Origin of the sequence: Streptomyces sp. NPDC048696, from assembly GCF_043198895.1 — a bacterium.
Taxonomy (GTDB): domain Bacteria; phylum Actinomycetota; class Actinomycetes; order Streptomycetales; family Streptomycetaceae; genus Streptomyces.
Map to the genome: position 1 here is coordinate 13,964 of NZ_JBICVJ010000021.1, position 26,926 is coordinate 40,889.

The following is a 26,926-nucleotide window of genomic DNA, read 5'->3' on the forward strand; positions in this document are numbered from 1 at the left end:
GTACCGCCGTGGAATCGATTACACGGAGGATTGGAATCGATTACACGAGCCCGGACAAGCCCTCACCGGGCCTCCGAGACCCGATCGTGATGAACAGGCCGATCCTGTCCGAGCGGGGCGCCGTGCGGATCACCGGCGCATTCACACCGCGTTCCGCCGCCAACTACTGGTGCGGCTGCGGCAGTTGATGAACACTCTCCCCCTGTTACGTGAGTTGCGCGCCACCGGAATGCTCTTCCCCTCGTCGCGGACCGGCGATCCCGGCCGCGTAAGGAGCCGTCCATGCGTACAGGGAGATCCAGCGGGATACGCACCGCCGCGATCGCGGTCCTCGCGGTCGCGGGGCTGCTGGCGCCGGGAGGCCATACCGCCTCGGCCCGGGGCCTGGAGGACGACGACGGAGCCGGCCCCGCCGCGCCCGCCGAGTACAGCTATCTGCAGAAGGCGGTTCCCGGGCAGCCGTTGCCCCGGCACGCCTACGACACCGCGGCCGCGCAGGCCGCCGACCTGCCCCAGGCCCCCGGCTCCTGGCAGCCGATCGGCCCCACGAACATCGGCGGCCGGGTCGTCTCGCTCGCCCTCGACCCCCGCCACGCCGACACGGTGTACGCGGCGGCGGCCAGCGGCGGGGTGTGGCGCTCGGCCGACGCCGGGAAGACGTTCACCCCGGCGTGGCCGGAGCGCGGCACCCAGGCGATGGGCGCACTCGCCGCCGCCCCGGACGGCACGCTGTACGCGGGAACGGGCGAGCCCAACCCCGGTGGCGGCAGCGTCACCTACGAGGGCACCGGGATCTACCGCTCCACCGACCAGGGCCGCAGCTGGCGGGCGGTCGGACTGCGGGACTCGGGGGCGGTCGGCGCGATCGACGTGGACCCGCGCAGCCCCCGCCGGGTGCTCGCCGCGGCGACCGGGTCCCTCTACAACGCGGGCGGCGACCGGGGCGTCTACCTCTCCGAGAACGCCGGGGACTCCTGGCGGCGGGTGCTCGACGTGCCCAACGGCTTCACCGGAGCCGTGGACGTCCAGCGCGACCCGGCCAACCCCGACCGCGTGTACGCCGTGCTGTGGGACCACCGGCGCGAGCCGGACAAACGCACCTACGGCGGCACCGGCTCCGGCGTCTACCGCTCCGACGACGGGGGCGCCCACTGGCGGCGGCTCGGCGGCGGACTGCCCACCGCCGACTCGGGCCGCATCGGCCTGGGCATCGCGCGCTCGGAGCCGGGCCGCCTGTACGCCCTGGTCGGCGCCACCGGCGGCTCCTTCGGCGGTTTCCTCACCTCCGCCGACGGCGGCGACAGCTGGACGAGACTGCCCGACAACCCGACGCTCGCCGACTCGCAGTCCAGCTACTCCTGGTGGTTCGGCAAGGTGTGGGTCGACCCGGCCGACGCCCGGCATGTGCACGCGGCCGGGGTGGGCTTCATGACCACCAAGGACGGCGGGGCGACCTGGACCGCCGAGGAGGACGCCGTCCACTCCGACCAGCACGCCCTGCTCTGGGACCCGCGCACCCCGGGCCGCGTCTACCTCGGCAACGACGGCGGCGTCTACCGCTCCGACGCACGCGGCGACTCGGGCTGGACCAAGGCGACGTACGAGCCGTGGACCCAGCTCTACACGGTGGCGGCGACCCCGCAGGACACCACCCGGATATCCGGCGGCGCCCAGGACAACGGGTCGGTGCGCTCCTGGGGCGGTGACGCGTTCAACGAGTACCTGGGCGGCGACGGGCTGCAGAACCTGATCGATCCCACCGACAAGAACCGGGTGTACGCCTGCTACCAGTACGGCAACTGCTTCCGCTCCACCGACGGCGGCGCCACACTCACCGAGTACACCGGCGCCACCACGTCCGACCGCCGCAACTGGCTCACCCCCGTGCAGTTCGACCCGGTGAACCCGAACGTCCTCTACTACGGCGGCAACCGGCTCAACCGGTCGACCGACGGCGGCGCCACCTGGCAGCCGATCAGCCCCGACCTCACCGGCGGGCCGAGCCGCGACTCCTACCCCTACGGCACGATCACCACGGTCGCGGCCGCGCACGACGGACACACCGTCTGGGCGGGCACGGACGACGGACGGGTGTGGGTGACCCGCGATGTGGGCGCCCACTGGACCCAGGTCCTGTCCGGGCAGCCGTGGGTGACCCGGATCGCGGTGGACGCGGACGATCCGGCGACCGCGTATGTATCGCTGTCCGGGTACCGGGCGGGATCGCCGCAACCGCATCTGCTGCGGACCAGGGACGCGGGCACGAGCTGGACCGATCTGTCCGGAAACCTTCCCCAGGCGCCGGTCAACGATGTGGTGCCGGTCGGCCGGAACACGCTCTACGCGGCCACCGACCAGGGCGTGTTCGTCAACGGCCGGGGCGGCTGGCACCGGCTCGGCAGCGGCCTGCCGCTGGTGCCGGTGTCGGACATCACATACGACCCCACCCACCATCGCCTGGTCGCGGCCACCTTCGGCCGGGGGTTCTACAGTCTCCTTACCCGCTAAGGCATATGACATAGCGTCAGGCCCCCGTCGACCCGGTCGGCGGGGGCCTGCGCGTGCGTCCTACGCGAGGGGCCGGTTTCAAGAGTCACGGCCGAGACACTGCACCGATGCGATCTCGCCATGTACCGTTCAAATACGCGTAGCTCGGGAGTATCCCAACTGCCGTTCTACGCGCGCAGACTGGGCGCCCGCACCGCCTCTCCCCCACCCCTCATGGAGGTAGCAGGATGCTCCGAACCCGGAGTCCCCAAAGGCCACGGCACAGACTCGCCGCCACGCTCGTGGCGTTCGGCATGCTGGGCACCGGCGCGGCGGCCCTGGCCGTCACCGCCCCCGCAGCCGCCGCGGTGACCCCGCACCGCGTGCTCTTCGACAATTCCAAGGCCGAGACCGCCGGCAACGCCGACTGGATCATCAGCACCAGCCAGCCCGACCCGCTGGCCCAGAACGCCAACCCGTCGGCCGAGACCGACTGGACCGGCGCACTGTCCTCGTGGGGCGTCTCGCTCCAGAAGACGGGCAACTACGCCCTGAAGACGCTGCCTTCGGGGGGCACCATCACCTACGGCACCTCGTCGCCACTGGACCTGCAGAACTTCGACACGTTCGTGCTGCCGGAGCCGAACATCCTGCTGTCGGCGTCCGAGAAGACCGCGATCATGCAGTTCGTCCAGCACGGCGGCGGTCTGTTCATGATCTCCGACCACACCGGCTCGGACCGCAACAACGACGGCTCCGACGCGGTCCAGATCCTCAACGATCTGATGACCAACAACGGAGTCAACAACAACGACCCGTTCGGCTTCTCGATCGACTCGCTGAACATCGCCAACGACAACCCGAGGGCCATCGCCGACAGCACCGACCCGGTGCTCAACGGCTCCTTCGGCAAGGTCACCGGCAGCATCATCCGCAACGGCACGACGGCCACCCTGAAGCCCGCCGACAACCCGTCGGTCAAGGGCCTGGTGTACCGCACCGGCTACTCCGGCAACACCGGCGCCTTCTTCGCGACCAGCACCTTCGGCAGCGGCCGGGTGGCGTTCTGGGGCGACAGCTCGCCGATCGACGACGGCACCGGCCAGCCCAACAACACCCTGTTCGACGGCTGGGACGACCCGGCCGGCACGGACGCGGCACTCGCCCTCAACGGTACGGAGTGGCTCGCCGGAGCGGGTGGTTCCGGCGGCACCACGGGCGGCACGACCGGCGGCACCACAGGTGGCAGCACGGGTGGGAGCACCGGAGGTACCACGGGCGGGAGCACCGGTGGCACCACAGGTGGCAGCACGGGCGGCACCACAGGTGGGAGCACCGGCGGCACCACAGGTGGCGGCACCGGTACCTGCACGGCCGCCCAGCTGCTCGCCAACCCCGGCTTCGAGTCCGGCAGTTCGCCGTGGTCGGCCACGAGCGGGGTCATCACCAACGACCCGGGCGAGCCCGCGCACACCGGCTCGTACGACGCCTGGCTGGACGGCACCGGCACCGCGCACACCGACACGCTCTCCCAGACGGTCACCATCCCGTCCGGCTGCGCGGCCTCGCTCAGCTTCTATCTGCACATCGACACGGACGAGACCACGACCACCAAGGCGTACGACACGCTGAAGGCGCAGGTCGTGAACGGCTCCGGGACGGTCCTGTCCACTCTGGCCACGTACTCCAACCTCGACGCGGCCGACGGCTACACCAAGCGCACCTTCGACCTGAGCGCGTACGCGGGCCAGACGGTGACGGTGAAGTTCACCGGAGTCGAGGGCTCCACGCTCCAGACGTCGTTCGTCGTCGACGACACGGCGCTCAACGTCAGCTGACGCCGACACGTCGGCAGGTCCGCACGCCGGTACGCCGGTAGTCGGTACGCCGGGTGTCGGTACACCGGTACGTTCGGATCTTCCCGTCGAAGGCCCGTCGCCCACCCCTCGCGGGTCGGCGGCGGGCCTTTCGCGTCGCGTCGCGCCGCCAACATTCATCGTCACGGCTCTTGTGATGTGGACCGGCGCTCACTACTTTCCCGGAGCCACATCGCACGCCATTGTCATGCCCCCCACGAGATCACCGGAGTGACGATGCCTGTTACCCGAACACTCGGCTCCCTGGCGGCCGTTCTCACCCTGGCCGTGGCCGGCACCTCCACCGCCACGACCGCCTCGGCCACCGCCGCACGGCACGCCGGTGCCGCCGGACTGCGGGAGGTCATGTTCGTCGGCAACAACTGGGACGGCACCGCCGACGTCGTCCGATCGAGCGGCGACTTCGCCAAGATCGGGCGGATCAACGTCATCCCCGACAAGGACCAGCGGCTCACCGAGATCTACCTCAACCCCGTCAAACTCGCCTATTTCCTGGGCATCAGACAGGGGCCCGGCGAGGGTCACGACCAGTTCGTCGACGACATGTACACCACGCCCGACGGCTCGTCCGTGGTCGTCTCCCGACCCAGCTTCGCCGACGTCGTCTCGATCGACCTCGCGACCGGACACATCAACTGGCGCTTCCCCGTGTCGGGTTACCGCTCCGACCACATGGCGGTCTCCCCCGACGGCGCCCGTGTCGCCGTCTCCGCGTCCACCTCGAACACTGTGCACGTGCTCGACATCGTCACCGGCGAGCAGCTCGGCTCGTTCGCAGCCGGCGACAAACCCCACGAGAACGTCTTCACCGACGGCGGCAAGTACCTCTGGAACATGTCGATCGGCGAGGTCGACACGGCGCTGGACGCCCCCTGGCTCGACTGGACCAAGGGCGACCGGCACATCACGGTGGTGGACGCGCACACCTACAAGCAGGTCAAGACCATCGACATGCGCGCCCGGCTCGACGCGTTCGGCCGCAAGGACCTGTCCAACGCGGTACGGCCGCTGGTGTTCACCCCCGACGAGTCGAAGGCGTACTTCCAGGTCTCGTTCTTCAACGGCTTCCTGGAGTACGACGTCGCAAGCGACAAGATCACCCGGTCGAAGACGCTCCCCGAGAACCCCGCGACCAGCAAGGACCGCACCACCTGGGTCAACGACTCGCGCCACCACGGGCTCTCCATGAGCCCCGACGGGGCCAGGCTCTGCGTGGCCGGGACGATGGACGACTACGCGACGGTCGTCGACCGTACAACGTTGCGGGAAGGCCCGCTGGTTCCCGCGTCGAAGCCGTACTGGGCGACGGTGAGCGGCGACGGCAAGTCCTGTGTCATCTCGGAGAGCGGCGCGGACCGTATCACCGCGATCGACTTCGCCACCGGACAGAAGACCGTCTCGGTCCCGGTCGGCGACCATCCGCAGCGGGTACGGATCGGCCATGTCCCCGCCGACTGGACCGGCCCCTCGGCGGGCTGACTCCCTTCCGCATGTACGAACCGGGGTGATCTGTCACAAGACGGGTCAAGGCGGAAGAACGTCCCCCAACACCCGCAGCTACCCGCGTACATGGCGCACACACCCCGCCCCGCGCGCTGTGATCAGAAGCACAGTGCGCGGGGTGTGCAACCATTTGCCGCGTCCGCGCATCTGGACCAATGAAACACAGGAACCCCACAGCAAACCCGCGTGTCAGTCACCTCTGCGTCACCCCTGCGTCACCTCAGCGCGACTGGTTGAACACGCGATTGTTAAATCTGAGTTCCAAAGGCACATATGCCGATCAAACGGCTTTACATGCGCATGTCAGGCATAGCAGGGTTCGACTCGGGACCACACGGTCCCCTCGGTGCACAACAGCACCGTGCGTACGGGCGGTTGTAGCCGGCCGCCCCTGCACCACTAAGGACCCTCCATAGTGCGTACACCCCACATACGCAGCCTGGCGATAGCCCTGGCCGTCACCACGGCCGCGACCATCACGGCAGGGGGCGTGGGCACCGCCTTCGCGAACCCCGCCGTCACGGGGACTTCCTCCGTCGCCTCCACCACGGCCGCCAAGTCGGTCGTGGACGCTGCGCGCGCCGCCGCGTTCGCGCACGCCTCGGCCACCGGTGTCTCCAAGGACGACACCCTGACGGCCACCGACGCGCTGGTCGACGCGGACGGCAAGCAGCACGTCCGTTTCGTCCGCGCCCACAAGGGCCTGCCGGTTCTCGGCGGCGACCTGGTCGTGCACCTGGACGCCAAGTCCAAGTACCTGGACGTGACCCGCGCGGTCCGCCACCAGGTGCAGGTCGCCTCCAGCACTCCCAAGCTGACGCCCGACCAGGCCAAGGCCAAGGCCGCCTCGGTCGCGAAGGGCAACGCGGGCACCGCCGAGCTGGTCGTCGACGCGCGCGCCGGCCGCACGACGCTCGCCTACCAGATCAAGGTCAGCGGCAGCAAGACCACCGAGGCGGGCGGCGCCCGCACGGTCGTCATCAACGCCGCGACCGGTGCCGTGCTCAGCAACACCCCGGTCAACGACGAGTTCGTCTCGCCGCGACTGAAGCAGACCCTCAAGCAGCGCGGCGAGACGCTCGCGCCCAAGACCGGGGCCGCCGCCGCCACGTCCAAGGCGACCGCCTCGGCGGGCACGGCGTTCGGGTTCAACCCGCCGAAGACCGTGGGCATCCCCTCCATCGGTACCGGCTCCTCGATCTTCGTCGGTCAGGTCCAGCTCAACACGCTGAAGACCGGCAAGTCCTCCTACCTCCTCAAGGACGCCACGCGCGGCAACACCGAGACGCGTGACGCCGGTGGCCAGGAGCTGGAGCAGTTCGCCCAGGGCAAGCTGCTCACCAACAACTCCAACACCTGGGGCAACGGCTCCACGAGCAACCGCCAGACGGCCGCCGTGGACGCCCAGTACGGCATCACCAGCACCCTCGACTTCTACAAGAAGGCGTTCGGCCGCAACGGCATCAAGAACGACGGTGCCGGCGCCCACGCGATGGTGCACTTCGGCTCCAACGTCGGCAACGCGTTCTGGTCCTCGGACTGCGGCTGCATGTTCTACGGCGACGGTGACGGCGACACCTTCACCAAGCCGCTGGTCGTGCTCGACGTCACGGGCCACGAGCTCACCCACGGCGTCGTCGACGCGACCGCCAACCTGCAGCCGACCCGGGTCGACGCGCGGGGCAACCAGTTCGGTGAGGCGGGCTCGCTGAACGAGTCGCTGGCGGACATCTTCGGCAGCAACGTCGAGTTCCAGACCAACAACCCGAACAACCCGCCGAACTACCTGATCGGCGAGAAGCTCGGGCTCGCGCAGACCTTCCTGCGCCGCCTGGACAAGCCGTCCATGGACCAGCTGGAGGGCACGGTCGACTACTGGTCGCCCGCGTCGTACGACACCGAGGTCCACGCCGGTTCCGGCGTCTCCTCGCACGCGTACTACCTGCTCGCCGAGGGCAGCGGCCAGAAGACGATCGGGAACGTCCAGTACGACTCCCCGACGTACGACGGCTCGACGGTCACCGGCATCGGCCGGGACAAGGCGACGCAGATCTTCTACCGCGCCCTGACCCGCTACATGGTCTCCTCGACCGACTTCCACGACGCCCGTGTCGCGACGCTGAAGGCGGCGTCCGACCTGTACGGCGCGTCCAGCGTGGAGTACAAGACGGTCGACAAGGCCTGGGCCGCCGTCAACGTCACCGTGGCGAACACGCCCAAGCACTGACGCCCGACGCGATCCACCCGGAGGCGCCCTCGCGGGATCCGCGGGGGCGCCTTCGGCGTGCACAAGCCCGGGCGGCCGCTACGCGCGCGGTGGCGGCGTTCCCGGGTCAGCCGGTTCTCAACGGCCGTGCGTACGTGACGTATTCGCGGTGTGTGGTGAAGCCGAGGCGCTCGTAGAGGCCCAGTGCGCCGGACGGGTTGGCGGTGTCGACGGTGAGCGAGGCGCTGTCGTAGCCCTGGGTCAGGGCCGCCTCCATGGTGGCGGCCATCAGGGCGGGGGCCGCGCCGAGCCCCCGGTGGCTGCGGCGGGTGGCGAGATAGCCGATGTGGCAGTCGCGGGTGCCGTCGGCCGCGGTGTCCGCGTCGTACTCCTCGGCGATCAGATACGCCACGACCTCGTCGCCGTCGAGGAGCAGCCGGGACAGCGCCGGGCGGAACGAGCGGGCCCCCACGACCCAGGTCCGCCAGTCGGTCCCGTCCAGCTCCGTGAAGTCCCAGTGGTCGCGGAAGGCGTCGTTGTGGGCGAGCCGGGTCGCCTCGTCGTAGGCGGGCTCGAAGGTCACCAGGCGCAGCCCGGCGGGCACCCCGCGCGGCATCGGACGGCTCGCGTCGAGCGGATGGGTCATCTCGAACCACCACCGGCAGGCACTGAAGCCCGCCGCGTCGGCGAGCGCCCGAAGGTTGTCGTCGCCCGACTTTCCCCTGATCAGGAGCTCGCCCGGCAGATGGGTGAAGTCCTGGGCGTATCGCGCGCGGGCGCGCGCGTCCATCCAGGCGACCAGATGCCCGCCGAGCCCCCGGCGCCGCCACCCCGGGCGGACCGCCGCGTCGCCGTTGAAGCGGGCCGCGTCCACCGCGCCGTCGGGCGCGTGCACCAGCGCGTACGCGACCATCCGCTCGCCGTCCCACACGGTGAGCGTGGACTCGGCCGGATCCAGCTTCGGGTTCTCCAGCTCCTCGGCGAGGTCGTCCGCGTCGACACGGTGGCCCGTCCGGTCGACACGCTCGGTGTCGTCGCGCAGCTCCAGCCAGGCGGCCACATCGGACTTGTCCATCGGCCGCGCGAGCAGACCCCCGGGTGCGGATGTCGACGTGTTCACCGCTCCATAGTCATACGTACGCGCCGCCCGCGCCCATCGGGAAAACAGCCGACGACTGGCCCGTCCGGGTGGAGTGCGAGGGACTCGGCGCCCGGTTATGCATATGAAATGACCACGCCTGCCAACGTGTGGCCCCGTGCCCACCGAATCCGTCCCGAGTCCCGCGCACGGCCGCACCACGCCCCGCCGGGCCCTGCTGCGCGCCTCGGTCGCCGGTGCTCTGACCGCGCTGGCGGCGTCGCCCGCCCACGCGGCCGGGTATGCCCCGCGCCCGCTGCCCGCGCCCCGCGCGCGCCAGGCGCCGCAGACCCAGATCCTCGCCTGCGACCAGGCGTCCCAGTCCGTGCTCCTGCTCGACGCGACCAGTGCCTACTGGCGCTCCGGGGGTTTCGACGGCTTGGCGCGCGTGGCCGATCTGGTGCCGCTGTGGTCCTGGTCGCCCGTCGACGACCCCGCCCTCGACGACCTCGACACCAGCACGGCCTGGCAGAACGTCAGCGAGGCAAAGGCCCGCTTCCCGGCCACCGGCCCGCTCCTGCTGACCTGCGCCTCCGGCGGGCTCGTGGCGGCGGTCCACCGCAACGACTCCACGGTGTACTGGGCGACCGCCCTGCCGTCCGGCAGCAACCCGCACAGCGTCGAGCTGCTGCCGGACGGCAACATCGCGGTGGCGGCGAGCACCGGTGGCTTCGTACGCGTCTACACCGCCTCGCAGGGCGACCGCTCCGACGTGTACGCCGAATTCGCGCTGCCGGATGCCCACGGGCTGTTCTGGGACGGGACGAGCGGCCTGCTCTGGGCGCTGGGCGACACCCGCCTCGTCGGCCTCGCCGTGGACGGCACCGCCGCGAACCCCCGGCTGACGGCCGCCCGTACGGTCGCCCTGCCCGAGTCCGGCGGCCACGACCTGGCGAAGGCGGTCGGCGCCGAGGGCGGGCTGTGGGTGTCGACGAGCAGCCATGTACGCCGGCTCAGCGTCCGCGACGGCCTGTTCGTCCCGTACAGGGACCAGGGCGGTATCGACCGGCCGACGGTCAAGAGCGTCAGCCAGAACCCGGTGACCGGTCAGGTCCTCACCGTCAGCCCCGGCGCGGGCTCGCCCTGCGCCTGGTGCACCTCGCACATCCGCTTCCACGGGCCGGGCGGTGAGGAGGAGCTGAAGGGGTCGAGCCTGTACAAGGCGCGGTGGTGGACGGCCGACGCGCCGTGACGTCCGGCCGCCCAGGGACACGGCCGGACGTGAAGGGGCGGCGCTCAGCCCGCGGGCGCGGTCACTGCCGTACGGTCCAGTGGTCGTTGGCACCGGCCTGGAGGAACTTCAGGGGCGGGCAGAGGAAGTCGCGCCCGGCCGGGTCGGCCTCGGTCCACGGGGAGTCGGCCGGCCGCGCGGGGCTCCAGGCACCGTTCCTGCGCAGTTGGATGGCGCTGCTGTCGAAGACCGTGTTCTTCGCCTCGGTGCAGAAGTAGCCCACTCCGGTGGCCGGGTCGGTGCTCGCGTATATCTCGAAGATGTCCCAGCCGTAGTCGAGGTCGCTCTGGTCGGTCCCGGACTGGCGGTAGAGCAACTCCCACCGCGCGGAGGGGTAGTTGTAGAGGTAGGAGGACCAGCGGTTGCCGGAACCGGCGTCCTTCACGAGCTGGATGCTGAAGGACGGGCGGCCATCGACCGTGCTGGTGTACTTCGTACGGAAGTCCGCGTCGATGGGCAGGATCTTGGCCGGACCGCCGTCCTGTGAGCACCAGTCCCAGGCCCACAGCTCGTTGCCGCTGTTCCAGTACGCGGTGACCACCTCGATGCACGAGTTCTGGGCCTTGGTGGTGGGCGCGTAGGTGAAGTTGTCCGGGCCGGTGACGTGGTAGGCGGGGTCGACGCTGTGGGTGGCGGTGATGCCGTCGTGGGTGCCGGGCTGCGGGAAGATGCCCCACCAGTTGTGCGTGAGATCGGCCGCGCCGATTCGGCGGTGCGCGGACCGGCCGTCCTTGAGTGCCTTCACCGCCTTTTCGCGACCGGCGTCGTGGCCGGGCACGCGCGCGTGGGCGACGGTTCCGCGGTGCGGGGCGTCGGGCGAGGGCGCGGCGCCGACGCGGTCGAGGGGGCGGGCGGCGGCGGTGCCGGCGCCCGGCAGCGTGCCGAGTGCGGCGGCGACCACGAGCAGCGCGGCCGCGAGGACGGCTCTCAGGGATCGGGTGGACCTGATCGAACTGATGGACCTGTTCGATCCGCTGGATCTCGCGCCGTGTATCGGGAGGTGTCTGTTCACGTGGCTCCTCCAGTACCGGACGGGGCGTCCGGACGTCATGGGGTACGACGGTGGGGGGTCGGAGCACGGCTCGCGGGCGGCGCGGGACGGTGCGCCGCGACGGAACCGGGTGAGCGACTAGTAATGTCCATGTCATTGACAGAACTGTCAATAGCCGCAGGGAACACACACCTTCACGCGGGATGCTCCGGAGCCGGTGGGCCCGCCCCGGACCTCGGGACGGGCCGCATGCGGAAAGTTTTCAACCCCCCACCGGCGCTACTGGCCGCCGTGGTCACGACATGGACACTCCCGGCCGCACCGACAGCGGGCCACCGCGGGAGACGGAGTCGCCGCGAGTAACAGCCCGACGGCCCGGTCCACGTCGTAACCCTCTAACTCGCTTCCTTCCGGCACGAGTTGGTACGTACGCGAGAGGAAGACCGCGACGTCCTCCAGGCCCGCGAGGAGGTCCGCGCTGCCCTCGTCCGAATCCAGCCTGATCCGCAGCCCCCCGTCGCCGCAGTACCAGACCCGTACGTCACCGAGGCCGACCGGACGGCGCGACAGCAGGCCCTCGGCCACCAGGTCCCGTCCCATCGTCCACGTGGTGTGGGTGCCGTTGCCGCAGACGAAGTCGACCGACACCGCGAGCGGGTCGTCCGGGTCGTAGGTCATCACCGCTTCCACCGGGGTCATGGCATCACCCCCCTCGTGCAACAGCTCCACATACAGCGGTACGCAGATCTCTTCCATGTCTCCCCCCTCGGGACGGCACCAGCGTCGTCTCTATGTCCTCTATGACGAAATGGACTGTGCTGTTAGTGACGGATTCCACCACCTCACATACGCACCGCGCGCCCGAACCGACTCAACTGCCCCGATCGACTACCGGAAATACGTCGACGCGCCCCCGGTCAAGGGGGCGCGCCGGACATACGGGCCGCGCGGTGTGGCGGATCAGTGATTCAAGGGGTGCGGCGGATCAGCGATGCGCGAGGTGTGCGGCCGATCAGCAGGCTCCCTCGTCCTGCCAGACGCCCCACTCCCCCGTGGTGCCGGGCTCCTCGTTCTGGGTCCACCACTTGGCCAGCCACTTGTGGCCGCTGTGGGAGACCTCGTTGCCCTTGGTGTAGACGGCGGTGGCGCTCCAGGCGGCCACCGAGCAGGCGCCGGGGGGCGAAGTGGGCGGCGTGGTCGGCGGGGTGGTGGGCGGAGGGGTGGCGCCGGCGAAGGTCACCGAGTACTTGGCGAAGTCCCAGTCGGCCTGGGCCACACTGCTGCACGTTCCGGAGGTGGTGCCGTTGTTGTCGGGCGGGGAGCACTGCCGGTCGCGGTTGAGCGACCAGAACGTGAAGCGGTCCATGCCGTGACTGGTCGCGTAGTCGAGCACGGTCTGGAAGTCGGCCTGGCGGAAGTACTCGCCGCTGTCGCTGCGGCCGTTCATCCCGGAGAAGCCCTCGTGGGCGTACGCGGTCGCCTCGTCCCAGCCGAAGGTGGACCGGAGTATGGAGTTGAGGTTCGTCAGCGCGCTCGTCTGGGCGGCGGCGCCGCCGAACCCGCCGTCGAACGGCATGATCGAGAAGTTGTTGGGCACAAACCCCTGCCCCTTGGCCTCGTTGAGCATCTGCTTGCCGAACCAGCCGGTGCCGTCGGCCGTTCCGGCCGTGGTGACCGAGACGTACAGGCCGGGGTTGTTCTGCTGGAGGATCTTGGCGGCGCCGATCTCATGGGCGATGGCCGTGCTGTTCTCGTACTCCGGCTCCTCCAGGTCGAAGTCGATCGCCTTCAGCCCGTACTTGGTGATGACCTGCTGGTACGCGGCGGCGGTGCTCGCGGCGTCGGAGCAGTTCTGGCCGAGTTTGGTGCCGCCGTAGCCGCCGACGGAGACCGATACGTCGCCGCCCTTGGCTCTGATGGACGCGATGACCCCGGCGACCGCCGTGTCGGACGAGACGGGCGCGGTGCCGCCCCAGGTCGGGCTGCAGCCGCCGCCGTTGGGGGCCAGGACGAAGGCGAGCTGGAACGCCTTGAGCCCGGTGGCGTCCATGATGGCGGCGGCGTTCGGCGGATTGTTGTCGAGCGGCATCAGATAGGGCGCCGCCGCGTACCACCTGTTGCTCAGGGCGGTCGCGTCGGCGCTCGCCCCGGCGGCCTGCCCGGCGACGAAGGCGGAGAGGCCGGCCGTGGCCAGCGCGGCGGTGGCGGCACCGCAGAGGAGCGCGCGAAGACGCTTCATGTCGAGGTCTCCTGAGTGGGGGGAGGAGTCCCGAGGGGTCCCGATAGGACCCCGAGGGGGGATGGGTTCCCAGCAGAATCGAGCCGTGTCCGGGGCACGTCAACGACTTGGACTAGACCATGGGGAATCCTTGAACATACAACGTACGAGCCGGAGCGAGGCAGAGCGTACGGGCCCGCATCCGTCCCCACGACGCCCCGGTCGACGGCCTTGGCGCGCCGCGCTCCTCTCATTGTCAGTGCCGCGAGAGATGCTTGACGGTCCGACACCTTCACGCCGGATACGACGCGATGCGGCGTCTGAGACAGATGTACCGAAGACAAGGAGAAGCCGAGATGACGGAACCGGAGCGCACGGCCGCCAAGGCGTACGTCCGGCTGCTGCGGACCGCGCAGGCCGTGCTCGCCGACCCGCGGACGGCCCCGCGCGCGCTGGCGCTGCTCGCCGGGCCGATGGCCGAGGCGGAGGAGTCCCTGCGGGCGGCGGGCCTGGCGGGCAACGAAGCCAGGCTGTTCGCCCTGGTGGAGGACCTCCAGACCGATACCTGCGCCTCGGGTCCATGACGGCGGGCCGCACCTGACACTATGGGGGCTCCGGGGGCGACGGCGATCGGAAAGGGTGCACGCCATGCGGGACTGGGTTGCGGAGCTCGGGCTCGAACCCCACGCGGAGGGCGGTTACTTCCGCCGGATCTACACCAGCGCGCACACCCTGTCGCTACCCCGGGGCCCCCGGGCGGCCGCCACCTCGATCCACTATCTGCTCACCCGGGACGAGCCGCGCGGCCGTCTGCACCGCAACCGCAGCGACATCTTGCACTTCCTGATCGACGGCGGGCCGCTGGAATACGTCACGCTCGCCCCGGACGGCAGCCTCGGCCGTGTGCGGCTCGGCGCGGACGACGAGAGATTCCTGCTCGTCCCCGGCGGCCACTGGAAGGCGTCCCACCTCGTCGACGGCGCCGCACACGGCCTGGTCGCCGAGGTGGTCACGCCCGGCTTCGACTACGCGGACCACGAGTTCGCGACGGAGGCGGACCTGCGCGGCTTTCCGGAAGCGATCGACGCGCTCCGGCCATTCCTGCCCGCGTGACCCGCACGCGGCCTCTCCCGCGTGTTGCAATCTCGCCAATCGGAGGCTGTGGATCGCGCTTGCGGTCTAGACCAATGATACAAAGGCAGTCGCTCCACAGAACCACTCAGACACCCGCAGTGATCACTCCAGGGAGACACATGCCCGGCACACATGGTCATTCCCTTCCCCCCGTTCCCCGATACATGGAGATCGCCCACGACCTCAAGTCGACGATAGAGTCCGGCACTTCGGCCCCCGGACACCGGCTGCCCGCCGAGCGCATCCTGGCCGAGCACTACCGCAGCAACCGCCAGACGATCCGTCAGGCCCTGGACGTACTGCGGCAGGAGGGCCTGATCAGCACCGAGAAGCGGGGCTCGTTCGTACGCGGCGACCGCCCGGGCGAGGCGCACGCGCGGCTCCTCCAGGCGCCACCGGAGGCGCAGTTCCCGCTGGGCGCGCTCAGCCCCCGCGCGGGCGTCCCGGCCGCCACCCGGCTCGTCTGGGAGCCCGCTCCCGCGCACTACGCGGCGAAGCTCGGCATGCGGGCCGGCGCCCGCACCCTCGTCCACTACTACGTGGCCTCCGCCGCCGACCGGGTCATCCAGCACGCCGTCAGCTACCTCTCCCCCAGCCTCATCGCCCAGGTCCCGCTGCTCGCCCGCTACGAGCGCACGCTCTCCCACCACACCCACAGCGATCTGCGCAGGCTGTACGCGTGGGCGGCGGACGCGGGGCTCAGCCTGGAGCACAACGAGCAGCTGATCATGGCGCCCGGCGACGAGACGTCGAACGGCGTCCCCCAGCTGGAGATCCACCGCGAGGTGCGCGACCAGCACCATCGCACGCTGGAGATCACCCTCCTCACCTTCCCGCACGCCGAGCAGGGCCCCGTCTACCACTTCAGCTCCCCGGCCCGGGATGTCCGCCCTCCGCTGTGAGGATCACCCTTCCCGGCGGCGGCTGACCGGTCAGTGGCTGATCGGGTCAACGGCTGATCGGTCAGCGGCCGGCCTCGCGGCCCGACTGCAGCAGGTACGGCACATCGATGACCGTCACCCCCGGGGTGAACAGCAGTCGGGCCTTCAGCCGCAGCGCGTTCTGGTTGTGCAGCGGCTGCTCCCACCAGCGGCCCACGATGTATTCGGGGATGACGACGGACACCACCGCTTCGGAGTCCGCCGCCGCCACCTCCTGCACATGGGCGATGATCGGGCTCACCACCTCCCGGTACGGCGAGTGCAGGATCCGCAGCGGGACGTCGAGCTCGTGCTCGTCCCACGCCCGGCGCAGCCGTTCCGCATCCTCGTCGGCCGCGGCCGTGAGCGCGGTGAGCGTGCTGGGCCGCAGGGCCTGGGCAAAGCCGATCGCCTTCAGGGTCGGGGCGTGCACCGACGCGACCAGCACGATCACATGGTGGCGCGCGGGCTTGCGCGGCCGCGCGTCCGGCGCGACGGCGACCTGCCCGGCCACCTGGTCGTAATGCCGTCGCACGCCCTTCATCCCCAGGAACAGCACGGGCATCGCGATGATGACCAGCCAGGCGCCGTGGGTGAACTTGGTGATGAGCACGATGATCAGGACGAGGCCGGTGAGGGTGGCGCCCACGGCGTTGATCGCCAGCGAGCGGTGGATCCTGTGCCGCTGCGCGCCCGTCGGATTCGCCCGCAGCTCCTTGCGCCAGTGCCGGACCATGCCCGCCTGGGAGAGCGTGAACGAGACGAAGACCCCGATGATGTACAGCTGGATGAGCCGGGTGAGCTCGGCGTCGAAGGCGACGATGAGCCCGATCGCGGCGAGGGCGAGCAGCACGACGCCGTTGGAGTACACCAGCCGGTCGCCCCGGTTGTAGAGCTGGCGCGGCGCGTACCGGTCCCGGGCCAGGATCGAGGCGAGCATCGGGAAGCCGTTGAAGGCGGTGTTGGCGGCGAGGACCAGGACGCCCGCGGTGAACGCCTGCACCAGATAGAACAGGATGTCCACATGCCCGAAGGTGGCCCGGGCGATCTGGGCGAGCGCGGTGGACGTCGCCGTACCGGCCGGCAGGCCCAACTCGGTGGGATCCGATGCCACATGGACCTTGTAGACCAGCGCCAGGGCGGTGATCCCGACGAACATGGTGACCGACAGGAAGCCCATGGCGGCCAGTGTCGCGGCGGCGTTGCGGCTCTTCGGCTTCTGGAAGGCGGGCACCCCGTTGCTGATCGCCTCGACACCGGTGAGCGCGGTACAGCCGGACGCGAACGCCCGCATCGCGAGCAGCACCAGCGCGAGCCCGGCGTACGTACCCGCCTGCTGGATCGGCAGATGCGCGGATTCGGCCCGGATGGTGGTGCCACCGGCCAGCCGGATGCCCGCGATCAGGAACATCACGTAGATGACGGCGACGAAACCGTACGTGGGAATGGCGAAGATCCGCCCCGACTCGCGCACCCCGCGCAGGTTCAGCAGGGTCAGGATGGTGACGAAGCCGACGGAGAGCGCCACTTGGTGGTCGTGGAGCGAGGGGACCGCCGAGGTGATGGCCTGCACACCGGAGACCACCGACACGGCGACGGTGAGGACGTAGTCGACCAGCAGGGCGCTCGCGGCGGTGAGGGCAGCGGTGGCGCCGAGGTTCTCGGAGCTCACCACATACGCGCCGCCACCTCCGGGGTAGGCGTAGCAGGTCTGCCGGTACGAGGCGACGACCACGACGAGCAGGAAGACGATCGCGGCGGCCGCGTACCAGGCCAGATGCAGCAGGGTGACGCCGCCGAGCGCGAGGACGAGCAGGATCTCCTCGGTCGCGTACGCGACCGAGGAGAGCGGGTCGCTGCAGAAGATGGGCAGCGCGAGGCGCTTCGGCAGCAGCGTCTCGCCGAGCCGTGAGGTGTCGAGCGGTCGACCGACAAGTACCTGTTTGGGATTGAACCTGCGCATTTGCGCATCATCGTTGCGGCGGACCCCGGCGGGGCCGCACGACACGGCCGGGGTGACCATCCGGGTGCCGGACGACCGGCCTTTGCCCGCCTGTTCCGCATCGGGCGGCGCGGGTGGCCGTCGTGGTCAGCGGCCAGGTGGACACGGTGGCTCCGGTGGCCGGGTCGGTGTCGTTGCTGCTGCTGTTGCTGTTGCTGGCGAAGCTCAGCGGGGCCCGACCGTACGATCTGGCCGTCCATCAGACCGCTGTCGGGCGTGGTGTTCAGCGCACGAGACCGGCAGCGGCGACGCAGGCGGAATGCGAGCGGAATGCAGCCGCAGTGCAGCTCGTGTTGCTTGTCATGACTTCGTCGATTCACACTCTGCTGTCACCGTCCGGCGAAGAGCCATCCCCCACAGGAGGAACCCCGTGCCAAAACCGCTGCCCAGACGCCGATTTCCCGTAGTCCTGCGCACCGCGCTGGCCGGCGCGCTCGCCGCCGGTCTCGTGCTCGTCGGCACCGGCGGGGGCCACGCGGCCTCCGCGGCCTCCGCCGCTCCCGCAGGGACCGACACCCTGCCGCTGTCCGGCGCCACTTCGTCGGGTCTGCACAACACATACGACCCGGCCGCGTTCAAGTATCTGGCGCAGGCGCTCGACACCGGCACCTCCATGATCGAGCTCGATGTGTGGGACGACTTCATCACCAAGGAGTGGAAGGTCAGCCACTCCAACCCCCTGGGCAACAGCAACAACTGCGTGAACGCCAGCACGCCCGCGCAGCTCTACTCCGGCGGCGCGAACAAGGACCTGGAGAGCTGCCTCGACGACGTACGGGTCTGGCTCGCGGCCCACCCCGGGCACGCGCCGCTCGTGATCAAGCTGGAGATGAAGGCGGGCTTCCAGTCCCACTTCGGCCTCGGCCCGGCCCAGTTGGACAAGGCCATCAGCGCCCACCTCGGCTCGACGGTCTTCCGCCCGGCCGATCTGCTGGCCAAGCCCGGCGGCGGCCGGTACGCCACGCTCGACGAGGCGGCCATCGCCGGAAACTGGCCCACGCGCGCGCAGCTCGCCGGAAGGGTACTCCTGGAGATCATTCCCGGCACGGTCGAGGAGAACAATCCGACCGACACGCTGTGGACCGACAAGGAGTACGCGACCTACCTGCGCGATCTGCACACCGCCGGGCGGACCGACCAGGCGCAGATCTTCCCCACCGTCCACGGCGCCCAGAGCGGCGACCCCCGCACCCGCTACCCGGACACCTCGCTCCGCCCGTGGTTCGTCGTCTTCGACGGTGACGCCGCCACGTATCTCAACGGCACGATCGACACCGCCTGGTACGACGCCCGCCACTATCTGCTGGTCATGACCGACGCGCACAAGGTCGCACCGGCCCTCGACGACAAGAACCCGACCCCGGCCGACGCCCAGGCCCGTATAGCGCTGCTCGCCAAGTCCCACGCGACCATCGCCTCCAACGACTGGACCGCCCTTCCGCAGGCCCAGGGCTTGACGCTGCCCCGGGGCTGACACCTCACCGCCGACGTCCGGCACGCAGCAAGGCGGGCCCGCCCCGGCACCTTTCGGGGCGGGCCCCCGCCGCGTTCCCGGCCCAGGGCGTCGCTGATCATGGGACGATGGCTTCCGTCCCGATCTGCGTCCTCAGCGACTCCGCCCCGCCACGGGCCGAGTACGGTCACGACCCCGAACTGTTCGTCCAGATAGGTTCGTTGACCAAACCTCTCACGGGCACGCTGCTGGTCCGCCTCGCCGCCGAGGGCGCCCTCGACCTCGACGCCCCGCTCGACCGCTTCCTGCCCGTGCCGTCGGGCACCGGCATCACCCTTCGCCACCTCGCCGAGCACACCTCCGGCCTGCCCCGGCTGCCGCCGGGACTGCGCCCCCTGAACCCGTACGCGCCCTTCGACGCCCAGGCTCTCGACAGTCTGCTCCGGCGCCTCGACTCGCTGACGACCGCCCGCCCGGGCGAGCGCGAGGAGTACTCCAACTTCGGCTACGCGGTGCTCGGTTCGGCGCTCGTGGCGGCGGGCGGAGCACCGTACGAAGAACTCCTCGGCCGGCACGTCCTCACCCCGCTCGGCATCACCGACGTCACGTCCACGCCCCCGCACGACCGACGGCTGCTGTCCCGCGGGCTGTTCGGCCGCACGGTCAAACCGTGGACCATGACCGGCGCGATACTCCCGGCAGGCGGCCTGTGGGCGACCCCCAACGCGACCGCCCGGCTGGTCACTTCGCTCCTCGTCGAGCGCCGCCTCGGGGACCCGGCCCCCTCCTGGCAGCGGACCGGCGGCCTGTTGTGGCACAACGGCGCCACCAAGGACGCCTCCGTCTTCGCGGGCGCCCTGCCCAGCGGCCGATGGATCCTGGTCCACCGACTCAGCGGCGACGCGGACACCACCGACAAGATCGGAGTACAGCTCCTGAAGTCGTGACGCGGGGAACACGGCGATGAGGATTCTCCTGGCGGGGGCGAGCGGTGTGCGGGGTCGGCGGACGGAACAAGAGCTGACCGCCGCCGGAGCCGACCGGTTTCGGCACCCATGTCCAGGCCATCGCCGAGGCGTTCGGCGCACCGGCTCCGCCGCGCGGCTCACCCCCAGGGCCGCAGGCCCCACTGCCCACCGACCCCAACGGGGTGCAGGGGCGGGGCCTTGCACCGGGGTGTACGCGCGCGGGTCCCGCCGGGGATCCGGGGCGGGGCTGGGCGGGGCCCTGCACCGGGGTGCACGGGCTCGGGTCCCGCTGGGGATCCGGGGCGGGGCTGTGGGAAACCCCGGCCGGGCCTTCTCCTGACGGGCGGAGCCCGCAGCGCGGGGTGCAGGGGCCGCAGGCCCCGCCGGGGTTCCCGGGGCGGAGCCCCGGGAAAACTCCCCCTCCCCCACCTCAACCCCCACCATCCCCCGGAGGGTTAAGGGAACGGGCGGGGTGGGGGCTCACTCCTCAGTGCGCGTTCTCCGTCGGACGCAGGTCCCTCGGGATCCACGCCCACACCATCGCGGCGGCCGCGACCACCAGCCCCCCGGCTACGAGGAACGCAGGCGTAATCGCCGTACTGTACGCGTGCGACACGACATCGAGCAGCGCGTTGCCGGCCGAGCCACCTACCCCCTCGGCCACATGCGCGGCCTCGCCAACGGAGTCGCGCACCTTGCCGACGGCCGCCCCGTCCAGGCCGCCGAGCGACGGCAGGTTGGCCGTGTACAGCGCGGTCGCGAGGCTGCCCAGAATCGCCACCCCCATAGCGGCACCCAGCTCGTAACACGTCTCCTCGATCGCCGCCGCACCACCGACGTCACTCGCGGGAGCCGCGGCCATCAAGGTCACGGACGCCACCGTGGTCGCCACGCCGACCCCCAGACCGAGCACCGCCAGGGCAACTCCGAACGCCGGGTATCCGACCTCCGCGAACCGTTGGACGACCCAAGGAAGCGCGAGCCCCACCGCCATCGCGACCAGTCCGGCGCCCATGACATGCCGGATCGGGAAGCGCTGCATCAGCGCGGGCGTGACCATCGAGGTGACGATCAGCCCCAGCGGCGCGGGCAGCAGCCGCAACCCGGCCTGCAACGGCGTGTACCCCTGGGCATACTGGAACCACTGGGTCACCAGGAACAACACCGCACCCATACCGACCATGCCAAGGAAAATGGCGACGGCGGCGATACTGAAGGCCCGGTTGGTGAACAGCCGTACCTGGAGCAGTGGTATCTCCAGGCGGAGCTGACGGCGTACGAACACGGTCAGCGCGACCGCCGCGATCGTCAGCAGGATCCACGGCATCGGGTCGGTGACACCACTCTTGCCGAGCTGCTTGATACCGCCCGCGAGGGCGAGCATGCCGACGATCGACTGACCCACACCCCACCAGTCCCACTTGCCACTCCGCGCCGAACGCGACTCAGGCAGGAACCACAGCCCAAAGCCAATCACCAGCGCGGCAACAGGGATGTTGAGCAGAAACGCCGACTGCCAGCCGTGGTCCTGAACGAGCAGACCCCCGATGATCGGGCCGAGCGCCATACCGCCACCGAGCACCGCCGCCCACACGGCGTACGCGAACGCCCTCTCGCGCGCGTCCGTGAAGACATCCCGCAGGATCGACAGCGTGGACGGCATGATCGCCGCGCCGCCGACACCGAGCAACGCCCGCGCCCCGATGACATGCCAAGCCGCGGTGGCGAACACGGCGAGCAGCGACGCCAGGGCGAATATCGCGAAACCGAGCAGGAGCAGACGCTTCCGCCCCCATCGGTCACCGAGACCACCCGCGGTGACGAGCAGCCCGGAGAGGGCCAGGGCATAGACGTCGATGATCCAGAGCTGCTCGATCGAGCCGGGCTGAAGGTCGGCGACGAGCGACGGGAACGCCACGTTGAGGATCGTGGTGTCCATCGCGATCAGCAGCAGGCTCCCGGAGAGGATCGCCAGAACGATCCAACGCCGGGGATCCAGGCGCTCGGTGAGGTCGGCGGTAACGGGCCGGGAGACAGAGGCTTGCATGGGTGTTCCGTTCGGAGCTGTTTCGAGGTGCCGTACCCGTCCTGTGCGCCATGGCGTTCGACGGTACGAGCCAGGTGGACGCGCTCGTCAGAGCGACGCGTCCGGAGGTTCCGCGCCATGACGGAACACCGTGCCGACCAGACGGCGGATCTCCCGGTGTCCGAGATGCCCGTCGCGGACACCCTCGGCGGCCGCGTCGAGCAGTCCCCACAGCATGTACCAGATCCAGTACGGCGGCAGATCACTGCGAAGCCGCCCGAGCCGCTGCCCGAGGGCCACGAAACGCAGCGCGCGCTGGTCATGCCGCTCAAGCCCGGCCCGGAAGACCGGGTCGGCGAGAACGAGGCCGTCGTGGGCCGTGAAGCCGTACAGGTCGACAGCGGGCGCGAGGTCGGCGATCAGCCGTTCGAGTGACGCGTCGAAGTCCGCCGCGTCGGCGTCGTCGGGCAGATCGGTCTCGGCCAGCCGCTCGTCGATGACCTCGATGGCACGCGCCGCGACGGCCCTGATCAACGCTTCCCGGGTCGGATAGCGCCTGCTCAGCGTCGCACGGCTGATGCCGATCCCGGCAGCCACCTGGACCAGCGAGGCCCCACGATTGTCCGCAAGTACCCGCGCCGCCGCGTCAAGCAGCGCTTCATCTTTCAGCATGACGATCCTCCCATGCCTCACATGATACAAATATGTCTCATATGGAGCAAGCTTTACTCACAAAGGACGGCGGGGAGCGGCGGCGCGGGCCCTCGGCGAGGCGAGCAGGGGAGCAAGCGGGCTGCACGGGAGTGAGTGAAGGGGGCGCGGGAGCGAGCGAGTGGGCGCGGGAGCGAGCAGGGTGGGCGCCGGAGCGAGCTGGAGGCGCGAGCATCCCAAAGTCCCCCACACCTCAGCCGCCCGGTCGGCGACACTTGACTCCCCGATGCCCCCGATCACCGCACGGAAGGAACACGGTGACGCCTTCCAACGACCACGGCGAACGGACCTCGGCGTTCGAGGCGGCGACCGGCGACGAGCCGACGACGGCCGAACCGCCCGCCCAGCGCGAGGCCGCCGTGCGGGTGGCGTTCGAGGGACTACGACAAATCCGCCGCCTGATGAACACCGACCACCCCGACCCGCTCTCCGTCCCCGCCGCTTGGGAGCGCAACCAGATGGTGCGAGCCGTCGCCCTGACCTTGGAGGCCGCAGGGATCCCGCCCTCCGCCGTCGACACCACCGGCCGACGCACCGCAACCGGTTACCGAGTCACCCCCACGGACTCCACCCGAGCCGTCATCGTGGAATGGCTGGGCCCGGCCGGCAGCGGCGCCGCGCAGGACGAGGCCGAGGCGCTGCGGCGGTGCGCGAACGCACTGCGCCCACTGGGCTGGGAGGCACTGGAATACCGAGGCGCCCGCCGCCACCGCCACCTCGAAGTCGAGCCCGCGATCTGACGTCTCCAAGGCGGGCGCCCTGTCGATGACCGACGCGAAGGAACGAACGGAACGAGGGGACGCCCAGTCGGTCGTGACCCCGAAGTCTTGCTGTCCGACGCTCACCGGCCGTTCGCTCTCCGTACAGACGGCATCTCTACCCTCGCCGGTGTCATCAGCGCCGACTGACCCATTCGTCACCCTTCGGGTGTGGGCGGAAGCACAAATTCTCTTCTGAATGAACGAGTCACTCCAGACTCCCGTCTTCACTGTTGGGCTCCGCAGGCCCCTGAGAGCAGTCGACGCACCCGGCGGGGAATCAGGAGCTGAACGCACGTGCCGGTCATCAGTCAGCGGATGCACCTCGTGCTGCTCACCGCGTGGACCGCCCTCTGGTTCGCCGTGGTGGAGCCGAACGGTGGGTTCTCCTGGCACTATCTGCGCACCGGCGGGGAGCTGATCTACCAGGGGCCGTCCGGCGACGGCACCGGTGGCCTCAACCTCTACGCGCACCACCCCGAGCTCCAGATGGGGCCGATCAGCTTCCTCGTCGCCGGGTTGTTCAACCCGTTCCCCGAATCGACCGGCCAGTTCCTCGCCGCCGCCTTGATGTCCGTGCTCGGCCTGGTGATCGTGGTGTTGGTCGGCCGCAGCGCCGCGTGGCACTTCCTGGGCACCGGTACCAACCATCAGCGGCTGCGCCAGCGAGTCCTGATCGCGGGGCTCGCCTTCATCCCGATGTGGATCGAGGTCTCGGTCCGGTTCGGCCACCTCGACGATGTCCTGGCGCTGTTCTTCACCACCCTCGCCGTGCGCGCGGTCACCCGGGGCAACGCGGTCGGCACCGGCATCTGGCTTGCACTCGCCGTGGACTCCAAACCGACCGCGCTGGGCTTCGCCATGCTGCTGTTCGCACTGCCCAGGCAGTCGTGGCTGCGCGCCGGACTGTGGTGCGCGGGGCTGATCGCGGTGGCCTGGCTGCCGTTCTTCATAGGCAACTCGGGCAGTTTCGCCGCGACCGGATTCGCCATACCCAACCAACCCGCGTCGGCACTGCGCTGGCTCGGAGTCGGGGACGCCGAGACACCGGGCTGGGACCGGCCGGCCCAGGCCGCGCTGAGTCTGGCACTCGGCGGGATCGCGGTCTGGCGCAAGCGCTGGGCCGCCGTGGTGCTGCTCGGCGCCAACGCCCGCATCGTTCTCGACCCGAGTGTCTACACGTACTACACGGCGTCGGTGCTGCTGGGCACGCTGCTCTGGGACGTCATCGGGCAGCGCCGTCTTGTGCCGTGGTGGAGCTGGCTCGCACTGATCGCTCTCTACGGCACGGTCTTCGTCGTCCCGGACGACTCCACTAAGGGACTGATACGGCTCGCCTTCGTGGTGGTCTCCACCGCGTACGTACTGCTGTGGCCGCAGAGAGACCGGACACGTGGGCGAAGGCGCGGGCGCCGGGGCAGGCCGCCCGCCACCGCGCAGCATTCGCTGCAGAACTGATCTCGCCGCTCCGATCCGGCGCATGAAGCGTCGCACTCTCATCGCCGCCGGGATCAGGGTGCGGTCTTTGTCGCCGTCCGGGCGCCCGCCCTGGGACGCCTGATACGCGCCAGCCCGCGCCGGAGCCTTCCACCGCCTGCCACCGGCTCCACCTGTCGAAGCCTCGGGACCAAGGCCGGGCCCGGGGCAGGGGCAGGGGCAGGGGCAGATAGGCGAGCAGTAAGCGGCGCGGCGGGAACCGGAACCGCGGGTTCGGGAATGACGGGTGCGGGTGCGGGCGCCAGTGCGGCGGGTACGGGTGCGGGCGCGGGTGCGGCGGGTGGTGCGGGCGCCGGTGCAGGAAACGCAGCCACGGGTTCAGGCACTGCGGCAGCGCGCACGGGGTCCACAGCCATGGAGATCGGACGCGCCGCTGCTTCCCGCGGCTTGCGCTCCCACTCCGGCCGGGGTGCCGGACGCGTCGAGCGGGCGACTTCGAGGGTCCGTGCGAGATCCATCCGGTACCACAGGACCTCGTCCGGGTCCTGGGCCAGTTGCAACCGCTCGATGATCTCCCGGGCAGTCGGCGAGTCCGGGCCGACCCGGGTCGGCTCGGGCCGCAGCCGGGCCAGATACGCCCGCTCGTACGGATCACTCACGACTTCCGCCAGATGCGCGGCGTCCAGCGCGGTGGCGATGCCCGCCGCCCGCTCCCAGGGATCCTCTGTCTGCCGCAGCAGCATCGAGGCGCGGCGCCCGCGCCAGTTGCGCGGGCGCCGGTCCTCTCCCGTCTCCAATCGGCCCAGCAGTTCCTTCGGCAACCGTCGGTCGGAGAGCAGCGCCGGATACCGCAGGGCCATGTCCGTCAGTTCCTCGGCGAGATAGAGCCAGACCACTGCCCGGTAGCGGTTCAGATAGCACTTGACCGGCGTGAAGTGGCCGGCGCGCGCGAGGCGGGTGAAGCGGTGGGTGGCGATGTCGAGCAGCTGGGACGCCTCCGTCGTACCCACCACACGGACCCGCTCACGCAGGGCGTCCGGGAACCCTTCGGCCGAACGAATCCGCTCGATCTCCTCCTCGGCGACCCGAGGTCGCACGCTCAGGTCTTCTCGTACGGTGCGGACATGGCCGAGCTGTACGGCCAGGTCGAATTCACCTCGCTTCAGCTCCAGTTGCTGTGCGGCCCGGCCCAAGGCCAGCGTCCTGCCGCTCGCTTCGGCCGCGTCCGTGGCGGTCATGAAGTCCGTGGTCATGAGGTCCTCCCCCGTGAGTGCGAATACTCTCGGTGACGACCGTAACCCTCCGTGCGGACATCCCGCTTGACCTGTGGATAACTTCCGTCGGCCGTTGCGCACCACTCAAGTAGCTGCTGGTCAGAGGCCAGATATGGAGGGACCCGGGCGGCGGGCCGAGACGCCGAGGTGCTCGCCGACCCGGTTGACCAGCAGCGTCATCTCATAGGCGATCTGGCCGATGTCGGCATCGGCCGTGCCCAGCACGCACAGACAGCTGCCGTCCCCCGCCGCCGTGACGAACAGGACCGCCTCATCGAACTCGACCATGGTCTGGCGCACATGACCGGCCCCGAAGTGGCGCCCGGATCCCTTGGCCAGACTGTGCAGCCCGGAGGACACGGCGGCGAGGTGCTCCGCGTCCTCACGGGGCAGGTCGGCGCTGGCTCCGGTGACCAGACCGTCGTTGGACAGGACGATGGCGTGCCGTACGTGCTCGACCCGCTTGGTCAGGTCGTCGAGCAGCCAGTCGAGTTCCTTGTTCAGTGCCATCACGGCCTCACCCCGCTCATGTGTACCCCGTTTCCCCCCAGGTCTGCGGCAAGCCTTACCCAAGGGACGCGCGGGGGCAAGC

Annotated in this window: 21 protein-coding genes; 12 read left to right on the forward strand and 9 right to left on the reverse strand. The window is 70.2% G+C overall.

The features are described 5' to 3' along the window. Positions 1-282: 282 nt before the first annotated feature. The 4 genes from ACGFRG_RS31985 to ACGFRG_RS32000 all read left to right on the forward strand — a co-directional run bounded on the left by ACGFRG_RS31985 (position 283) and on the right by ACGFRG_RS32000 (position 8,094). Complete coding sequence (locus ACGFRG_RS31985) at positions 283-2,508, forward strand: glycosyl hydrolase (protein WP_393269589.1); 2,226 nt, start codon at positions 283-285, stop codon at positions 2,506-2,508. Between the two features lie 227 nt (positions 2,509-2,735). Continuing rightward, complete coding sequence (locus ACGFRG_RS31990; protein WP_393269592.1) at positions 2,736-4,325, forward strand: hydrolase; 1,590 nt, start codon at positions 2,736-2,738, stop codon at positions 4,323-4,325. 255 nt (positions 4,326-4,580) lie between these two features. Continuing rightward, positions 4,581-5,843, forward strand: coding sequence for a YncE family protein (locus ACGFRG_RS31995; protein ID WP_393269595.1), 1,263 nt, complete (start codon positions 4,581-4,583; stop codon positions 5,841-5,843). Between the two features lie 439 nt (positions 5,844-6,282). Further along, positions 6,283-8,094: a M4 family metallopeptidase gene (locus tag ACGFRG_RS32000; protein ID WP_361430827.1), complete on the forward strand. Its 1,812-nt coding sequence runs from the start codon at positions 6,283-6,285 to the stop codon at positions 8,092-8,094. Between the two features lie 106 nt (positions 8,095-8,200). Here the strand turns inward: ACGFRG_RS32000 and ACGFRG_RS32005 are convergent, their stop codons facing one another. Further along, positions 8,201-9,193, reverse strand: a complete 993-nt coding sequence (locus ACGFRG_RS32005; protein WP_393269598.1) for a GNAT family N-acetyltransferase — start codon at positions 9,191-9,193, stop codon at positions 8,201-8,203. A gap of 136 nt (positions 9,194-9,329) precedes the next feature. Here ACGFRG_RS32005 and ACGFRG_RS32010 point away from each other — a divergent pair, with 136 nt between their 5' ends. Then, positions 9,330-10,403 carry a DUF6528 family protein gene (locus tag ACGFRG_RS32010; RefSeq protein ID WP_393269601.1) on the forward strand — a complete coding sequence of 358 codons (1,074 nt, stop codon included), beginning with the start codon at positions 9,330-9,332 and terminating at the stop codon, positions 10,401-10,403. A gap of 61 nt (positions 10,404-10,464) precedes the next feature. On the opposite strand, the gene ACGFRG_RS32015 is transcribed toward ACGFRG_RS32010, so the two are convergent. The 3 genes from ACGFRG_RS32015 to ACGFRG_RS32025 all read right to left on the reverse strand — a co-directional run bounded on the left by ACGFRG_RS32015 (position 10,465) and on the right by ACGFRG_RS32025 (position 13,672). Next, positions 10,465-11,454, reverse strand: coding sequence for a carbohydrate-binding protein (locus ACGFRG_RS32015; RefSeq protein WP_393269604.1), 990 nt, complete (start codon positions 11,452-11,454; stop codon positions 10,465-10,467). Positions 11,455-11,712: 258 nt separating this feature from the next. Further along, positions 11,713-12,189 (reverse strand): SsgA family sporulation/cell division regulator, encoded by a 477-nt coding sequence (locus ACGFRG_RS32020; RefSeq protein ID WP_361430835.1) that lies wholly within the window; start codon positions 12,187-12,189, stop codon positions 11,713-11,715. 256 nt (positions 12,190-12,445) lie between these two features. Next, positions 12,446-13,672 (reverse strand): carbohydrate-binding protein, encoded by a 1,227-nt coding sequence (locus ACGFRG_RS32025; protein ID WP_393269608.1) that lies wholly within the window; start codon positions 13,670-13,672, stop codon positions 12,446-12,448. Between the two features lie 335 nt (positions 13,673-14,007). Here ACGFRG_RS32025 and ACGFRG_RS32030 point away from each other — a divergent pair, with 335 nt between their 5' ends. From ACGFRG_RS32030 to ACGFRG_RS32040, 3 genes are all read left to right on the forward strand, one after another. Beyond that, positions 14,008-14,235: a hypothetical protein gene (locus ACGFRG_RS32030; RefSeq protein WP_361430839.1), complete on the forward strand. Its 228-nt coding sequence runs from the start codon at positions 14,008-14,010 to the stop codon at positions 14,233-14,235. 64 nt (positions 14,236-14,299) lie between these two features. Then, positions 14,300-14,764 carry a cupin domain-containing protein gene (locus tag ACGFRG_RS32035; protein ID WP_393269612.1) on the forward strand — a complete coding sequence of 155 codons (465 nt, stop codon included), beginning with the start codon at positions 14,300-14,302 and terminating at the stop codon, positions 14,762-14,764. A 185-nt stretch (positions 14,765-14,949) separates the two neighbouring features. Further along, on the forward strand, positions 14,950-15,687 hold the full coding sequence (locus tag ACGFRG_RS32040; protein ID WP_361430843.1) for a GntR family transcriptional regulator: 738 nt from the start codon (positions 14,950-14,952) through the stop codon (positions 15,685-15,687). A 61-nt stretch (positions 15,688-15,748) separates the two neighbouring features. On the opposite strand, the gene ACGFRG_RS32045 is transcribed toward ACGFRG_RS32040, so the two are convergent. Further along, the gene (locus ACGFRG_RS32045) at positions 15,749-17,668 is read right to left on the reverse strand and encodes an APC family permease (protein WP_393269615.1); all 1,920 of its coding nucleotides are present in this window, start codon (positions 17,666-17,668) and stop codon (positions 15,749-15,751) included. Between the two features lie 409 nt (positions 17,669-18,077). Between ACGFRG_RS32045 and ACGFRG_RS32050 the strand changes: the two genes are divergently transcribed. Further along, entirely contained in the window at positions 18,078-19,181 is a 1,104-nt protein-coding gene (locus ACGFRG_RS32050; protein WP_393269617.1) for a phosphatidylinositol-specific phospholipase C domain-containing protein, read from the forward strand. A 107-nt stretch (positions 19,182-19,288) separates the two neighbouring features. Continuing rightward, positions 19,289-20,107, forward strand: coding sequence for a serine hydrolase domain-containing protein (locus tag ACGFRG_RS32055; RefSeq protein ID WP_393269620.1), 819 nt, complete (start codon positions 19,289-19,291; stop codon positions 20,105-20,107). Positions 20,108-20,615: 508 nt separating this feature from the next. Here ACGFRG_RS32055 and ACGFRG_RS32060 read toward each other — a convergent pair. Together ACGFRG_RS32060 and ACGFRG_RS32065 are read right to left on the reverse strand one after the other, a co-directional pair. After that, positions 20,616-22,175 (reverse strand): MFS transporter, encoded by a 1,560-nt coding sequence (locus ACGFRG_RS32060; RefSeq protein ID WP_361430851.1) that lies wholly within the window; start codon positions 22,173-22,175, stop codon positions 20,616-20,618. An 87-nt stretch (positions 22,176-22,262) separates the two neighbouring features. Next, positions 22,263-22,826 (reverse strand): hypothetical protein, encoded by a 564-nt coding sequence (locus ACGFRG_RS32065; protein WP_361430853.1) that lies wholly within the window; start codon positions 22,824-22,826, stop codon positions 22,263-22,265. 296 nt (positions 22,827-23,122) lie between these two features. On the opposite strand from ACGFRG_RS32065, the gene ACGFRG_RS32070 reads away from it, so the two are divergent. After that, positions 23,123-23,605: a hypothetical protein gene (locus tag ACGFRG_RS32070; protein WP_361430855.1), complete on the forward strand. Its 483-nt coding sequence runs from the start codon at positions 23,123-23,125 to the stop codon at positions 23,603-23,605. Positions 23,606-23,920: 315 nt separating this feature from the next. Further along, positions 23,921-25,081: a hypothetical protein gene (locus tag ACGFRG_RS32075; protein ID WP_393269625.1), complete on the forward strand. Its 1,161-nt coding sequence runs from the start codon at positions 23,921-23,923 to the stop codon at positions 25,079-25,081. Between the two features lie 53 nt (positions 25,082-25,134). On the opposite strand, the gene ACGFRG_RS32080 is transcribed toward ACGFRG_RS32075, so the two are convergent. Both ACGFRG_RS32080 and ACGFRG_RS32085 read right to left on the reverse strand, forming a co-directional pair. After that, positions 25,135-26,313, reverse strand: coding sequence for a DUF6397 family protein (locus ACGFRG_RS32080; RefSeq protein WP_393269628.1), 1,179 nt, complete (start codon positions 26,311-26,313; stop codon positions 25,135-25,137). A 120-nt stretch (positions 26,314-26,433) separates the two neighbouring features. Further along, positions 26,434-26,844 carry a roadblock/LC7 domain-containing protein gene (locus tag ACGFRG_RS32085; RefSeq protein ID WP_361430857.1) on the reverse strand — a complete coding sequence of 137 codons (411 nt, stop codon included), beginning with the start codon at positions 26,842-26,844 and terminating at the stop codon, positions 26,434-26,436. Positions 26,845-26,926: the final 82 nt, after the last annotated feature.